13 protein-coding genes are annotated in these 13914 nt (G+C 71.2%); 7 read left to right on the forward strand and 6 right to left on the reverse strand.

From position 1 onward, the window contains the following. The coding region (locus tag FHG89_RS06470; protein WP_167517351.1) for a pectate lyase at window positions 1-685 on the forward strand (685 nt) is incomplete at its 5' end. 40 nt (window positions 686-725) lie between these two features. Here FHG89_RS06470 and FHG89_RS06475 read toward each other — a convergent pair. Next, window positions 726-1916 carry a threonine synthase gene (locus FHG89_RS06475; RefSeq protein WP_139583443.1) on the reverse strand — a complete coding sequence of 397 codons (1191 nt, stop codon included), beginning with the start codon at window positions 1914-1916 and terminating at the stop codon, window positions 726-728. A 14-nt stretch (window positions 1917-1930) separates the two neighbouring features. Then, window positions 1931-2980 carry a DNA polymerase ligase N-terminal domain-containing protein gene (locus tag FHG89_RS06480; protein WP_139583444.1) on the reverse strand — a complete coding sequence of 350 codons (1050 nt, stop codon included), beginning with the start codon at window positions 2978-2980 and terminating at the stop codon, window positions 1931-1933. Between the two features lie 94 nt (window positions 2981-3074). On the opposite strand from FHG89_RS06480, the gene FHG89_RS06485 reads away from it, so the two are divergent. The 4 genes from FHG89_RS06485 (at window position 3075) to FHG89_RS06495 (ending at window position 5616) form a co-directional block, all read left to right on the forward strand. Beyond that, complete coding sequence (locus tag FHG89_RS06485) at window positions 3075-3860, forward strand: aldo/keto reductase (protein ID WP_139583445.1); 786 nt, start codon at window positions 3075-3077, stop codon at window positions 3858-3860. A 126-nt stretch (window positions 3861-3986) separates the two neighbouring features. Further along, the gene (locus tag FHG89_RS32815) at window positions 3987-4139 is read left to right on the forward strand and encodes a hypothetical protein (protein WP_167517352.1); all 153 of its coding nucleotides are present in this window, start codon (window positions 3987-3989) and stop codon (window positions 4137-4139) included. Then, on the forward strand, window positions 4139-5104 hold the full coding sequence (locus tag FHG89_RS06490) for a golvesin C-terminal-like domain-containing protein (protein WP_139583446.1): 966 nt from the start codon (window positions 4139-4141) through the stop codon (window positions 5102-5104). Before FHG89_RS32815 ends, FHG89_RS06490 begins: the two co-directional genes overlap by 1 nt. Window positions 5105-5259: 155 nt before the next feature. Further along, window positions 5260-5616, forward strand: a complete 357-nt coding sequence (locus tag FHG89_RS06495) for a hypothetical protein (protein WP_139583447.1) — start codon at window positions 5260-5262, stop codon at window positions 5614-5616. 117 nt (window positions 5617-5733) lie between these two features. On the opposite strand, the gene FHG89_RS06500 is transcribed toward FHG89_RS06495, so the two are convergent. Next, window positions 5734-6873: a glycoside hydrolase family 12 protein gene (locus FHG89_RS06500; protein ID WP_139583448.1), complete on the reverse strand. Its 1140-nt coding sequence runs from the start codon at window positions 6871-6873 to the stop codon at window positions 5734-5736. A 304-nt stretch (window positions 6874-7177) separates the two neighbouring features. Between FHG89_RS06500 and FHG89_RS06505 the strand changes: the two genes are divergently transcribed. Both FHG89_RS06505 and ctaD read left to right on the forward strand, forming a co-directional pair. After that, the gene (locus tag FHG89_RS06505; RefSeq protein WP_139583449.1) at window positions 7178-8284 is read left to right on the forward strand and encodes an FAD-dependent monooxygenase; all 1107 of its coding nucleotides are present in this window, start codon (window positions 7178-7180) and stop codon (window positions 8282-8284) included. Between the two features lie 130 nt (window positions 8285-8414). Beyond that, window positions 8415-10172 (forward strand): aa3-type cytochrome oxidase subunit I, encoded by a 1758-nt coding sequence (ctaD, locus tag FHG89_RS06510; RefSeq protein WP_139583450.1) that lies wholly within the window; start codon window positions 8415-8417, stop codon window positions 10170-10172. A 557-nt stretch (window positions 10173-10729) separates the two neighbouring features. Here ctaD and FHG89_RS06515 read toward each other — a convergent pair. From FHG89_RS06515 to FHG89_RS06525, 3 genes are read right to left on the reverse strand one after another with little or no spacing between them, the layout of a single operon-like run. Further along, window positions 10730-11977 carry an MFS transporter gene (locus tag FHG89_RS06515; RefSeq protein WP_139583451.1) on the reverse strand — a complete coding sequence of 416 codons (1248 nt, stop codon included), beginning with the start codon at window positions 11975-11977 and terminating at the stop codon, window positions 10730-10732. Window positions 11978-12017: 40 nt separating this feature from the next. After that, window positions 12018-12599, reverse strand: coding sequence for an isochorismatase family protein (locus tag FHG89_RS06520; RefSeq protein WP_139583452.1), 582 nt, complete (start codon window positions 12597-12599; stop codon window positions 12018-12020). Window positions 12600-12621: 22 nt separating this feature from the next. Next, entirely contained in the window at window positions 12622-13908 is a 1287-nt protein-coding gene (locus FHG89_RS06525) for a nicotinate phosphoribosyltransferase (protein WP_139583453.1), read from the reverse strand. Window positions 13909-13914: the final 6 nt, after the last annotated feature.

The following is a 13914-nucleotide window of genomic DNA, read 5'->3' on the forward strand; positions in this document are numbered from 1 at the left end:
GACCAACCCTCCGCCGTCCGGCTGGCCGACGCCCACCAGCAGCCAGAAGGTGGACGCCACGATCGCCGTCTCCGGCACGTTCGACGGTGGACTCAAGCGCTACTACGGCATCGGCGACGGCGGGCAGAGCGAGAGCCAGGACCCGATGTTCGAGCTGGCCGCCGGCGCCACCCTCCGCAACGTGATCATCGGCGCGCCGGCCGGCGACGGCGTGCACTGCGAGGGCAACTGCACCCTGATCAACGTCTGGTGGGAGGACGTCGGCGAGGACGCGGCCACCTTCCGGGGCGGCACCACGTACACCGTCGACGGCGGTGGCGCCCGCTCGGCCAGCGACAAGGTCTTCCAGCACAACGGCTCGGGCACCGTCTACATCAGGAACTTCCGGGTGGAGAACGCCGGGAAGCTCTACCGGGCCTGCGGCAACTGCTCCACGTCGTACCAGCGGCACGTGGTGATCGACAACGTGGTCGTCCGGGACACCGACGCGATCGCCGGCATCAACACCAACTGGGGGGACACGGCCCGGTTCAGCCGCATCACCATCGTCGACGACCCGGACCGGGAGACCTCGATCTGCGTGAAGTACAAGGGAGTGCCCAAGGGCAGCGAGCCCACCGAGATCGGTGAGGGCGCCGACGGCGTCAACTGCCTCTACTCACCCTCGGACATCACCTACCAGTAGACCGCCCGGCAGGTGGGTGCCCCGCGGGGCACCCACCTGCTCAGGCCAGCACGGGTACGTCGGACACGTCGACCGTGTCCGGATACTTCAGCCCGGCACCGGTGTTGAGCACCACCACCCGCTCACCGGCCCGGATCCACCCGCTGGCGCGCAGGTGCCGCGCCGCCGTCAGGCAGGCCGCCCCCTCGGGGCAGAGCAGCAGCCCCTCCCGGGCGGCGAAGTCCCGCAGGTCGGCCAGGATCTCCGCGTCGTCGACGGCGACCGCGGTGCCGGAGGACTCCCGCAGCGCGGTCAGGATCAGCTCGTCGCCCAGCGGCGCCGGCACGGTGATGCCGAACGCCACCGTGTGCGCGTCCGCCCACGGCTGCGTCCGATCGGCGCCGGCGGCGAACGCCCGTACGATCGGCGCGCAGCCGGTCGACTGCACCGCCACCAGTCGGGGCAGCTTGTCGCCGATCCAGCCCAGCTCGCGCAGCTCGTGCAGCGCCTTGTGGATGCCGATCAGACCGACCCCGCCACCCGTCGGGTAGATGATCACGTCGGGGGCCTGCCAGCCGAGCTGCTCGACGATCTCGTACCCCATCGTCTTCTTGCCCTCCAGCCGGTAGGGCTCGCGCAGCGTGCCGGCGTCGAAGATCGCCCCGTTCGACTCCGCGACCAGCTCGGCCACCCGCCGGCCGGCGTCGCCGATCAGCCCGTCGATCAGGCGCAGATCGGCACCGGCTGCCACGCACTCGCGCCGGCAGATGCTCGGCGCCGCCAACGGCATGACGATTGTCGCGCCCATCCCGGCCCGCGCCGCGTACGTCGCCCAGGCCGACCCGGCGTTGCCGTTGGTGGGCATCGCGATCCGCTCGACGCCCAGCTCGCGGGCCCGGCTCACACCGACCGCCGCGCCGCGCGCCTTGAACGAACCGGTCGGGATCAGCCCCTCGTCCTTGACCATCAGGTCCGCGATGCCGATCTCGGCGCCGTACGCCGGGGCGCGCAACAGCGGCGTCCAGCCCTCGCCCAGTGTGGTGACGTACCGCAGGTCGTCGACCGGCAGCAGCTCCCGGTATCGCCACAGGTCGGCCGGGCGCAGCGGAAAGCGTTCCGGGGTGACCGCCTTCGCCACCGCCGGCAGGTCGTAACGGGCCAGTAGCGGAGACCCGCACTCGCAGAGGTTCTGTAACCGGTCGGCGGCGTACTCCCTGCCGCAGCGCGGGCAGTCCAGGTGGGTCAGGTACACGTCGCTCCTCGCCGTCAGACCGCGTCGACGCTCAGCCAGCGTCGACTGCGCCGCCCCGGCTCGTAGACCGAGTCCAGCCGCTTGGCGACCACACCGGGCAGGCCCTGCTCCCGCCCGGCACGCAGGGCCTCGTCGCCCGCGCCGGAGAACCACGGCGGAGTCTGCCAGTGCGGTCCGGTCAGGGCCAGCCCATCGAGCAGTTCCCGGCGTTGCGCGTACGGCACGTCGACGCTGCTCACGCCCTCCAACCAGAGCAGGTCGACGATCAGGTACTGGGCGCCGGCCGGGACCCGGCTGCCGGTGGCCGGCCGGACCGGACGGACCCGGCCGGCACCGTCGATGCGGACCAGCACACCGTCGAGCACCGCCTCGGTGGGCGCGAGCGCCTCGGCCATCGCGCGCAGCCACGGGTACCCGCCGGTGATCTCCTCGTCGGTCTCGGAGAGCAGCCGCAGCCGCCCGCCGGAGACGTACGCCATCGCCCGGACCCCGTCCCAGCGCAGCTCGTACCCCCATTCGTCGCGGTCGCGGGGGAGCCTGGCGGCCGGCGTGGCGTGCATCGGCCGGACCAGCTCGGGCATCGGGGTCCAGCCCGGCGGCGCGGGATCGGTGCGCCGGACCATCCAGTCCCGGCCGCCGGTGGCGAAGAGCACGTACCGCCCGGCGGTCCGCTCGCCGGCGAGGGTCACGATCACCTCGTCGTCGCGCCACTTCTCCGCGCGGTAGGTCCCCCGGTCGTGGATGACCATCCGGCCGCCGCCGTACTCGCCGGCGGGGATCTCACCGTGGAAGTCGAGGTACTCCATCGGGTGGTCCTCGGTGTGCACCGCGAGGTGGTTGCGGCCGGGATCGCGGGGAAGGCCGCGCGGTACCGCCCAGGACGCCAGCACACCCTCGTGCTCCAGGCGCAGGTCCCAGTGCAGGCTGCGGGCGTGGTGCTGCTGGATGACGAAGCGCGCGGCGCCGTCGCCGGGGCCGGCCGCCGTGGGGCTCCGCGCCGGCACCGGCTCGGGTGTACGGGCCGCGTCCCGCCGACGCCGGTACTCCTCCAGCCGGTCCGCCACACCCGCATTCTCCGGCAAACCGGACCGTCACGCTGGACACCCGAGTGTCCGGTTCGGTCGCCGGCCGGGTGCGGGGCGGGGTAGAACGGTGCATATGGACAACACGGACCAGCCCACCGTCCTGCTCCCCGGCGAGGTGCGGATGCCCCTGCTCGGCTTCGGCACCTGGCAGGCCACCGGGTCCGCCGCGTACGACGCCGTGCTTGCCGCGCTCGACACCGGCTACCGGCACCTCGACACCGCCACGCTGTACGGCAACGAGCGGGAGGTCGGCCGGGCGGTGCGGGAGAGCGGGCTGCGCCGGGAGGACCTCTTCATCACCACCAAGGTCCCGCCGGACCGGGTGGGCCGGGAGCGGGAGACGCTGGAGGCCAGTCTGGAGGCGCTCGGCGTCGACCAGGTGGACCTCTGGCTGATCCACTGGCCCCCGTCGGCCACCGACAGCATCCCGATGTGGCGCGAGCTGCTGGCGGCCCGGGACGAGAATCTCACCCGTGCGGTCGGGGTGAGCAACTACAGCACCATTCAGATCGACGAGCTGATCCAGTCGACCGAGGAGAACCCGGCAGTCAACCAGATCAGGTGGGGCCCGATGCTGTACGACAGGCAGCGGCATGCCGAGCACCGCGACCGGGGCGTGGTGCTGGAGGGGTACAGCCCGTTCAAGACCACGGACCTCAGCCACCCGGTGCTCACCAGGATCGCCTCCGCGCACGGTGTCTCGCCGGCCCAGGTGGTGCTGCGCTGGCACATCGACCACGAGATCGTGGTGATCCCGAAGTCGGTGACGCCGGAGCGGATCAGCGCCAACTTCGACGTCTTCCACTTCTCGCTGACCGCGGAGGAGATGCGCGACATCGACGCGCTCGGCGAGGTCTGAATCGGCGATTTTCTTCAGCAGGCGACCCAGCGCTGAAGGGTATCGACATCGACGTACGTGACGGTATACCGTGCCCGTCATCACGTTCGTCGATCCGTTCGTACCCGCCGTCGCTGGAGGATCGCCATGGCCCGAACACCGTCCATCCGTCTGCGCCGTCGTGGGGTGCTCGGCATCCCCGCCCTGGTGGTCGCCGCGCTGACAGTCGTCGCCCGACCCGGGGCGGCGAGCGCCGCGCCGAAGGCCGAGTGCCTCGCCGACCTGATCCAGGGCGCCTGATGGCGACGATTCCCTGGCTGGTGGACGTGCTGCGCGCCGCCGGGGTCCAGGTCGTCGTCGAGGGCGACTGGCTCAACCGGATGCGGCCGGGTTCCTTCGACCCGATCGGCGTGCTCTGGCACCACACCGCCTCGACCTCCAGCGCCAGCAACCCGCACCCGGCGCTCGGCATCTGCATCAACGGCCGCTCCGACCTGGCCGGGCCGCTGTGCCAGGCGCTCGTCGACTACAACGGTGTCTTCCACGTCATCTCCGCCGGTCGGTGCAACCACGCCGGGGTCAGCGGCGGCAGCGGGCCGATCCCCGCCGGAGACGGCAACACCCTCATGATCGGGTGGGAGATCGACTACAACGGCGTCAACCAGGAGATGACCGCCGCGCAGTACAACGCGTCGATCGCCGCCACCGCCGCCGTGCTCACCCGGCTCGGCCGGGACAGCAGCTACGCCCGGGGGCACCGGGAGACCAGTACCACCGGCAAGATCGACCCGTCCTTCATCGACCTGAACGTCATGCGCGCCGACGTCGCGGCGAAGATGGCCGGTGGGGGTACGGCGTGGTCGTCCACCGTGGACAACACCACCGCCGGTCGGTTCACCGCAAGCGCCAACTGGGGTGTGTCGACCTTCTCCAGCCAGCGGTACGGCGCCGACTACCGGTACGCCGACCCGGTCGCGGCCAGCGACCCCGCCTGGTACCGGTTCGACGTCCCGGCCGCCGGCAACTACCGGGTCGAGGCCTGGTGGCCGACGAACAGCGGCTACAACAGCGCCACCCCGTACATCGTCGCCACCACCACCGGCAACCGGACGGTGTACGTCGACCAGCGCGCCACCGGCGGGCAGTGGCGTGTCCTCGGCACGTTCACCCTGCCGGCGGGCGACGCCAACCGGGTCGCGGTGAGCCGCTGGAGCAACGCCACCGGCCTGGTCATCGCCGACGCCGTACGCCTCACCCGCGTCTGACCGCGTCCGGCCCGCGCCCAGCCTTGTTGAGCGCGGGCCGGACAGCTCTCGGATTTCCCTCTCCGTCATCCGTATCCATTCAGGACCGTGTTCCGGTGGGCTGAATAAACTGCGACGGAATCGATTTTTTCGAGTGCTGAACTGTGAGGGCGGCAATGGATGTAGAGCTACTTCTCGGGTGGGCAGACGGCCCAGGCGGCGGCTCGATCGACTCTCTGGTTCCTGAGCTGGCATCGCTGTTGGGTGTCGAGTACGAAGAGGTGCAGAGTGGTTCGCGGACCTTCCTCGCCTTTCACAAAGATTTCAAGATGTGGGTGAGCTACCGCCCCGAGGGCGAGGAACCGTCATTGAGCCACCCCTTCACCCTCGAACTGGGCATCAGGAGGGGGGAGGAGGGGGAAGTCGGCAACCGGATCTACCAGCGGTTGGTGGACACGGGTCGCTTTCGCGTGGTCCTGCTCCAGGATGCCGCCTGCGTGAAGTCGACTCACTTCCCGTGTGCGGACTGGTGAGCTGACGCCACGGGTCGGCCATGGCGGGCCCTGGGGGCGTGACCACACGGTCACGCCCCCAGGGTCGCCTCGACGCCGAGGCATGCACCGTCAACCGGGGCTCAGAGGTGACGATTCTCAGGTGCGGGAGCAGGTTGCCCCGTTGAGCGAGAAGCTGGTCGGCGACGAGTACGACCCGCTCAGCGTGCCCTGGTAGCCGAAGCTGGCGGTTCCGCCGGGAGCGATCGACCCGTTGTGGCCGACGTTACGGGCGGTCACCGCGGAGCCGCTCTGGCTCACCGTGGCGTTCCAGGCGTTGGTGACCTGCTGACCGCCGGGCAGGCTGTAGGTGAGCGTCCAGCCGTTGATCGCGCTGGAGCCGGTGTTGGTGATCTGCACGTCGGCGGTGAAGCCGTTGTTCCACGAGTTCGCCGTGTACTTCACCGCGCAGCCCGCGCCACCACCCGGCGGCGGGGTCGTCGGCGGCGGTGTGGTCGGGGGCGGCGTGGTCGGGTTGCCGCCACCGTTGACGTTCGCCGAGAAGGACGTCACCGCGAGGCCGACACCACCCTGCCAGGGCTCGAAGCCGGCCTGGATGCTGGTCAGGTACCAGGAGTTGGTGATCGCGCCACGGTTGCGGACGTCGTTGATGAAGTCCAGCACGCTGAAGTTCAGGCTGGAGATCGCCGACGGCGCGACGTAGGAGATGACGTTGTTGGAGCCGTTGCTGCCCCGCCAGACCTCCCAGGTCCGGCCGGCCAGGTTGGTGGTGCCGACGACCGAACCGATGGGCTGGATCGGGCCCTGCCGGTTGAGCCAGATCATGATCTCCATCTGGTTCACCCCGTCCCGCTTGGGCGACGGGTCCAGCCAGATGTCGTACGACGCGTTGTAGGTGGCACCGCTGACGTACCGGTAGGAGATGCTGCTGGTGGCGCTGCTGATCTGGCTCACCTGGATCGGCAGGTTCGTGCCGGGCGAGCAGTTGGTGTAGTGACAACCGAAGAACACCGAGGGGTACGCCGTGGGCGCGCCGTTGGTGGGGCTGCTGCCGTTCAGGGTGGTGATCTCGAAGCCGTTGCTTGTGACGTTGATGCACTGCTGGGCCGTGGTGCCCCAGCGGTTGTTCTGCACCACGTACCGGCCCTGGATGACGGCCGAGCCGTACTGCTCGCAGATCTGGGTGTCGGCGGAGGCGTTGCCGCCGAGAGCCACGGCGACCAGCGAGCCTGCGAGCAGCAGACCGGTGGCGACCAGGGCCCGAAGTGGACGTTTCATGACGCTCCTTGACTGCGGCGCGTGCCCGGGCGCCGGGGATGGGGACGGGCTGATGCGGGAGCGCTCCCACGTCAACGACACATTCACATGTCTGAAACTCACGCGCAACCGTACGGGTCAAACTGGTGAATTGTGAGGATTGCCACGCCCCCGCCGGACGGTTGTCACAGGAGCGCCAGCTAAGCGGCACGCGCCGCCGACGAGAGGCGCCGGCCGGTCCGATCGGCCCTGGTGTGCGCCAATAGCTCCGAGTAGCGTGTTGCCTCCAACGCGTGCCGTTCCCCCTCCGGAGGCGTACACCACCATGGGTGGCTCCCCCCTGCGCATCCTCGTCGTCGGCGCGGGCATCGCCGGTCTGGCCGTCGCCCGGGCGCTGCGCATGGCGGGCTTCCGACCCGACGTCACCGAGAAGCTGCCGCCGGGGGAGTCCACCGAGACGGGCCTCTACCTGCCGGGGAACGCCGCCCGCGCGCTGCACCGGCTGGACCTGCACGACCCGGTCCGCCCGCTCGGGCAGGTGATCCGCCGGCAGCGCTTCTTCGACGCGGCCGGCGCGCCGCTCTGCGAGATCGACCTCGACACCCTGTGGGCCGGCGTCGGCGAGTGCCGGGCGCTACCCCGGGCCGACCTGCACCGCGTGCTGCTCAGCGGCGCCGGCGGCGCCGTCCGCCACGGCGCGGAGGTCCGCACCCTGGACCTGCTCCCGGGCGCGGTCGGCGTCACCTTCACCGACGGCACCACAGGTGAGTACGACCTGGTCATCGGCGCCGACGGCCCACGCTCCTCGGTCCGCGCGCTCGCCGCGCTCGGCGGGCCACCCCGCCCGGTCGGGCAGGTGGTCTACCGGGCCGTCCTGCGCGACGGCCCACCGGTCACCGAGTGGACCGCCCTGCTCGGCCAGCGCTCCGGGTTCCTCATGGTGCCGATCGGCGCCGGGCGACTGCACCTGTACGCCGACGAGGCCGGCACCGAGGCGCCCACCGACCCTCTCGCGCGGCTGCGGGACCTCTTCGCCGACTACCGGGGACCGGTGCCCGAGGTGCTGGCCGCGCTCGACTCCGTGCACGTCGGGATCACCGACGAGGTGGAGCTGGGCCGCTGGTACCGGGGCCGGGTGCTGCTCGTCGGCGACGCCGCGCACGCCACCGCGCCGACCCTGTCCCAGGGCGCGGCCATGGCACTGGAGGACGCCGTGGTGCTGGCCGAGTCGCTGCGCGCCGCCGGCAGCGTGGACGCGGCGCTCGTGGCGTACGAGAGTCGTCGCCGTCCGCGTACCCGATGGGTGCGGGACCGGACCCGGGACCGCAACCGGACCCGGGACGTGCCGCCGGCGCTGCGCGACCCGCTGTTGCGTGGACGCGGCGGCCGGATCTTCGGGGAGCACTACCGGCTCCTGCTCGGCCCGCTGTAGACCCGTTGTAGATCGTGTCACGCCACCCCACGCGGCGCTGCGACCTGCCGGGGACTATCCTCCTTGCGGATGACGGCCCGCCGATAACCAGCGTGTGCCGAGCGGGACAACCGAGAACCGGAGGCCACTCGTGACCACCGTCGCACCCAAGCCGGTCGTGACCCGGCCCTGGCCGGTCCGGGAGCCGGTCAAGGGGTCGGCCATCGCGCGGCTGCTGCGAACCACGGACGCGAAGCAAATCGGGATCATGTACATGGTCACCGCGTTCGTGTTCTTCATGATCGGTGGCCTGATGGCCCTGGTCATGCGTGCTGAACTGGCCCGACCGGGGCTTCAGTTCCTGTCGCCGGAGCAGTACAACCAGCTCTTCACGATGCACGGCACGATCATGTTGCTGTTCTTCGCGACGCCGATCGTGTTCGCCTTCGCGAACTACATCGTGCCGATCCAGATCGGCGCGCCCGACGTCTCCTTCCCCCGGCTGAACAGCTTCGCCTACTGGCTGTACCTGTTCGGCGGCACGATGGCGACCGCCGGGTTCATCACCCCGGGTGGCGCCGCCGACTTCGGCTGGTTCGCGTACGCGCCGCTGAGCAGCGTCGAGCACTCGCCCGGCGTCGGCGCCAACATGTGGATCATGGGTCTGGCCATCTCCGGTCTGGGCACCATCCTCGGCGCGGTGAACATGATCACCACCGTGCTGACGCTGCGCGCGCCCGGCATGACCATGTTCCGGATGCCGATCTTCACGTGGAACATCCTGGTCACCAGCCTTCTGGTGATCCTGGTCTTCCCGCTGCTGGCCGCCGCGTTGTTCGCGCTCGCCGCGGACCGCATCCTCGGCGCCCACGTGTACGACCCCGCCACCGGCGGGCCGATGCTCTGGCAGCACCTGTTCTGGTTCTTCGGCCACCCCGAGGTGTACATCGTCGCGCTGCCGTTCTTCGGCATCATCAGCGAGGTCATCCCGGTCTTCTCCCGCAAGCCGATCTTCGGCTACAAGGGTCTGGTCGCCGCGACCGTGGCGATCGCCGCGCTCTCCATGAGCGTCTGGGCGCACCACATGTTCGCCACCGGCCAGGTGCTGCTGCCGTTCTTCAGCTTCCTGAGCTACCTGATCGCCGTGCCGACCGGTATGAAGTTCTTCAACTGGATCGGCACCATGTGGCGGGGCCAGATCAGCTTCGAGACGCCCATGCTCTGGGCGGTCGGCTTCCTGGTCACCTTCCTCTTCGGTGGTCTCACCGGTGTGCTGCTGGCCAGCCCGCCGATCGACTTCCACGTCTCCGACTCGTACTTCGTGGTGGCGCACTTCCACTACGTGCTCTTCGGCACGATCGTGTTCGCCGTCTTCGCCGGCATCTACTTCTGGTTCCCGAAGATGTTCGGGCGGATGCTCGACGAGCGACTGGGCAAGATTCACTTCTGGCTCACCATGATCGGTTTCCACACCACGTTCCTGGTGCAGCACTGGCTCGGCAACGAGGGCATGCCCCGTCGGTACGCCGACTACCTGCCCAGCGACGGCTTCACCACGCTGAACACGATCTCCACGATCGGCGCGTTCATCACCGGTATCTCGACCCTGCCGTTCATCTGGAACTGCTGGAAGTCGTACAAGACCGGCCCGGTGGTCGAGGTCAACGACCCCTGGGGTCACGGCAACTCGCTGGAGTGGGCGACCAGCAGCCCGCCGCCGCTGCGCAACTTCGACCGGATGCCCCGCATCCGCTCCGAGCGGCCGGCGTTCGACGCGAAGTTCCCCGAGTTGGCCGCCGGCCAGAGCGTGGCCGGCCCGCCGGAGGGGGGCGCCAAGCCGCTCACCAGCGAGTCGGACGGTGGGGCCAGCTACAACGAGGACACCGCCAGCGACATCGACCGGCACTGACGCTCGACTGCACCGTACGACGGGCGCCGCCCCCGGGACACCGGGAGCGGCGCCCGTCGTCATGTCCAGCCCCGCCTCGGCCGTGCGGGGCCTGCCCGGCCCGACAACGCCGGGTCGCGCCCGCTCGGGCAAGGCCGGGTCGCGGCCCTCGGGCAAGGCCGGGTGGCGCCCGCTCGGGCAAGGCCGGCCCCGCCCGATCCGGCAAGGCCAGGCCCCGCCCGGCACCGCACCCCAGCTGGATGGCCCCGATGTCCGAGGCGTGGCAGTGCCGACGAGCGATATACCTGGGAGTCATATTCATGCCTCACAGGTATATGCGGTCTGAGAATGAGTGCCGCCGGTCGGGAGCGTCGACTACCTGCGGCGCGCCGCACAGGCAATCCGGCGGTCAGGGCGGGGCGCGGCAGGGCGCAACCCGGCAGCGGCGTGGCAGGGCGCGATCCGGTAGCGGCGCGGCCCGGCGGCAACGCGGCCCGGCGGCGGCGCGGTCAGGCTGCGCGGCGCGGGACCACCCAGGGGGGCCGCAGCCTTCCGTGCCGCCGCGTCGGCGGCTGCTGTCAGCGGCCGGCGGGGGCGAGATCGACCTCGACGGGCGGCGGGGTGGCCGCGTCGGCGTTACGGCGGCGGCGCAACTCGATCGGGAGCACCACGAGGGTGACCAGCGCGCCGAGCGCACCGGTCACCACGAATCCCCACAGCGGCGCGCTGGCGTCGATCACGGCGCCGGCGAGCGGCGCGCCGACCGCGATGCCGACGGTGACGGCGGAGCCGTGCAGGCCCATCGCCTCGCCGCGTACCTCGGCCGGAACGAGCCGGCTGACCGCGTCGGACGAGGCCGCGATGGTGGGCGCGCAGAGCGCGCCGGCCGGGATCAGCGCCAGGCAGAGCAGCCACCAGTGCGCGCCGCCCAGCCCGACCGGGATGGTGCACACGCCCAGCGCCGCGGTCAGGACCAGCGGCGAGAACGAGCGGTGCACGGCACCGTAGGCGAAGCCGCCGGCCAGCGACGCGACCGCCCAGATGGCCAGCACCGCGCCGGTCCAGCCGACCTCTCCGCTGGCCCGCAGGACGGCGACCACGGCCACGTCGGTGCCGCCGAGCACCAGGGTCGCGGCGGTGCTGAGCGCCAGCACGGCGAGCAGCCGGGGGGTCAGCCACTCCCGGCGCGGCACCCGGCGCGGCGGGCCGCTGGGTTCGGTGGCGCCACGGATCGGCGGGTTGACCACCCACAGGGCGATACCGGCCGCGACGATGCCGCCGCCGACGAGATACATGGTGGTCTGGGCGGAGATCGCGGTGACCAGCGCCACCGCCAACGCCGGGCCGATCATGAAGGACAGCTCCACCGACATGGAGTCCAGCGCGTACGCCGGGCGGCGTTGGTCCTCCGGGACCAGCGCGGCGATCGACTGGCGGACCACCGAGAAGATGGGCAGGGCCAGCGAGCCGGCCACGAACGCGGTCGGCAGCAGCACGGGGTACGGCAGCGTGGGCGCGGTGGACCAGAAGATCGCTTCGGCGATGGCGGTGAGCACCAGAACCGGGCGCAGGCCACGCCGGTCCACCAGCCGGCCGAGCAGCGGCCCGCCGATCGCCGCGCCCACGGTGACGGCCGCGCCCACCAGGCCGGCGGCCCCGTAGCCCCGGTCGAGGTCGAGCACCACATGGAAGGTCAGCGTCACCCCGGTCGCGGTGAGCGGGATGCGGGCGAGGACGGCTACCAGCAGCAACGGCCGCAGGCCGGGCAGGGCGAGCGCTGTCCGGTAAGGCTTCATGTTCACGTCGGTCCGTACCTCCGGCGACATCCTCGACCGGCGGCGGTCCGAAGGCCAACCTTTTACCGCCTCATGCGGCCCTGATCACAGGCTCTCCGTGCAGGGTCACCCCGGCGCCGTCCATCGCGCGCAGGGCCACGTCGGTGGTGTCCGGGGCGACGGCTGCGGTCAGCTCCAGCAGCACGGTGGTCGCGAAACCCTCCCGGGCGGCGTCCAGCGCGGTCGCCCGGACGCAGTGGTCCGTGGCGATCCCGACCAGGTCGACCCGGTCCACGTCGTGCCGGCGCAGCCAGTCGGCCAAGCACTCGCCGTCGTCGGCGTGCCCCTCGAACCCGGAGTACGCCGCGGCGTGCTCGCCCTTGTGGAAGATCGCCTCGACCCGGCCCGTGTCCAGCTCGGGGTGGAACTCCGAGCCAGTGGTGCCGACCACACAGTGCCGGGGCCAGGAGTCCACGAAATCCGGCGGATCGCCGAAGTGCGCCCCCGGGTCGACGTGGTAGTCCTTGGTGGCGACCACGTGCGACCACCGGTCCGGCTCGGCTGCGAGCAGGCGGGAGATGCCGGCGGCCACGCCCGCCCCGCCCGCGACGGCCAGCGAGCCGCCCTCGCAGAAGTCGTTCTGCACGTCCACGATGATCAGCGCGTTGGCCATCGGGGTCTCCCTCTCAGTCAGATCAGCTGGCGGGTACGACGGTGACCGGCACGGCCGGGTCGCCGGCGGAGAGCTTCAGCCCCTCCCACGGGATGGAGATCAGGCATTCGCGCAGGTGCTCCCGGGACTGGTCGAGGGTGGGCAGCGCCACCGGCTCGCCGTCGACCACGTACGAGCGCTGGAGCATCCGGTCGTTGGGCTGCCGGTCCGGCACGCCCTGCGGGACGATGATCTCCTCGGTGGCGGTGCCGGTCGGCTTGTGCCGGCGCACGGCCACCTTCCGGCCGCCGATGGTCGCCTTGTGCTCGGAACGCTTGACCACCGGCCGACCCTCGACCTCGACGAGCTTGTAGACCAACCCGGCCGTCGGCGCCCCGGAGCCGGTGACGACGGCCGTCCCCGCGCCGTACATGTCCACCGGTTCGGCGGCCAGCGCGGCGATCGAGTACTCGTCGAGGTCACCCGAGACGATGATCTTGGTCTCGGTGGCGCCCAGCGAGTCCAGCAACTCCCGCGACTGCTGCGCGATGACCGCCAGGTCACCCGAGTCGATGCGGACCGCCCGCAGCTCCGGCCCGGCCACCGCGATCGCGTTGCGGATGCCCTGGCTGATGTCGTACGTGTCGACCAGCAGCGTGGTGTCCTTGCCCAACGTGGCCACCTGCGACGCGAACGCGGCCCGCTCGTCGTCGTGCAGCAGCGTGAACGCGTGCGCCGCCGTACCCGCCGTGGGGATGCCGTAGCGGGCTCCCGCCGCCAGGTTGGAGGTGAACCGGAACCCGGCCAGGTACGCGGCCCGCGCCGCGGCCACCGCGGACTCCTCGTGCGCCCGACGCGATCCCATTTCGATCAGCGCCCGACCCCGCGCCGCGGTCACCATCCGGGCCGCCGCGGCGGCCACGGCGCTGTCGTGGTTGAGCACCGAGAGCGCCAACGTCTCCAGCACCACGCACTCGGCGAAACCACCGGAGACGGTCAGGATCGGCGAACCGGGGAAGAACAGCTCACCCTCGGCGTACCCGTCGATGTCACCGGTGAAGCGGTAGTCGGCCAGCCAGGCCGCCGCCGCCTCGTCGACCACCCCGGTCCGGCGCAGGAAGTCGATCTCCGCCTCGTCGAAGCGGAAGTCGCGGATCATCTCGATCAGCCGGGCCGTGCCGCCGACCACACCGTAGCGGCGGCCGGACGGCAGTCGACGGGTGAAGACCTCGAAGACGCAGCGGCGGTCGGCGGTGCCGTCCTTCAGTGCCGCGCTGACCATGGTCAGCTCGTAGTGGTCGGTCAGCAGCGCGGGGCGGAGGGTGCTCACCGCCCC

The organism is Micromonospora orduensis, assembly GCF_006228125.1.
GTDB lineage: Bacteria > Actinomycetota > Actinomycetes > Mycobacteriales > Micromonosporaceae > Micromonospora > Micromonospora orduensis.

Bases quoted from the DNA above. Each gene is read 5' to 3' on its own strand.
- FHG89_RS06485 (WP_139583445.1), top strand. From the start codon at position 3,075: ATGGACAACACGGACCAGCCCACCGTCCTGCTCCCCGGCGAGGTGCGG.
- FHG89_RS06500 (WP_139583448.1), bottom strand. From the start codon at position 6,873: ATGAAACGTCCACTTCGGGCCCTGGTCGCCACCGGTCTGCTGCTCGCA.
- FHG89_RS06520 (WP_139583452.1), bottom strand. From the start codon at position 12,599: ATGGCCAACGCGCTGATCATCGTGGACGTGCAGAACGACTTCTGCGAG.
- FHG89_RS06490 (WP_139583446.1), top strand. From the start codon at position 4,139: ATGGCGACGATTCCCTGGCTGGTGGACGTGCTGCGCGCCGCCGGGGTC.
- FHG89_RS06515 (WP_139583451.1), bottom strand. From the start codon at position 11,977: ATGTCGCCGGAGGTACGGACCGACGTGAACATGAAGCCTTACCGGACA.
- FHG89_RS32815 (WP_167517352.1), top strand. From the start codon at position 3,987: ATGGCCCGAACACCGTCCATCCGTCTGCGCCGTCGTGGGGTGCTCGGC.
- FHG89_RS06495 (WP_139583447.1), top strand. From the start codon at position 5,260: ATGGATGTAGAGCTACTTCTCGGGTGGGCAGACGGCCCAGGCGGCGGC.
- FHG89_RS06505 (WP_139583449.1), top strand. From the start codon at position 7,178: ATGGGTGGCTCCCCCCTGCGCATCCTCGTCGTCGGCGCGGGCATCGCC.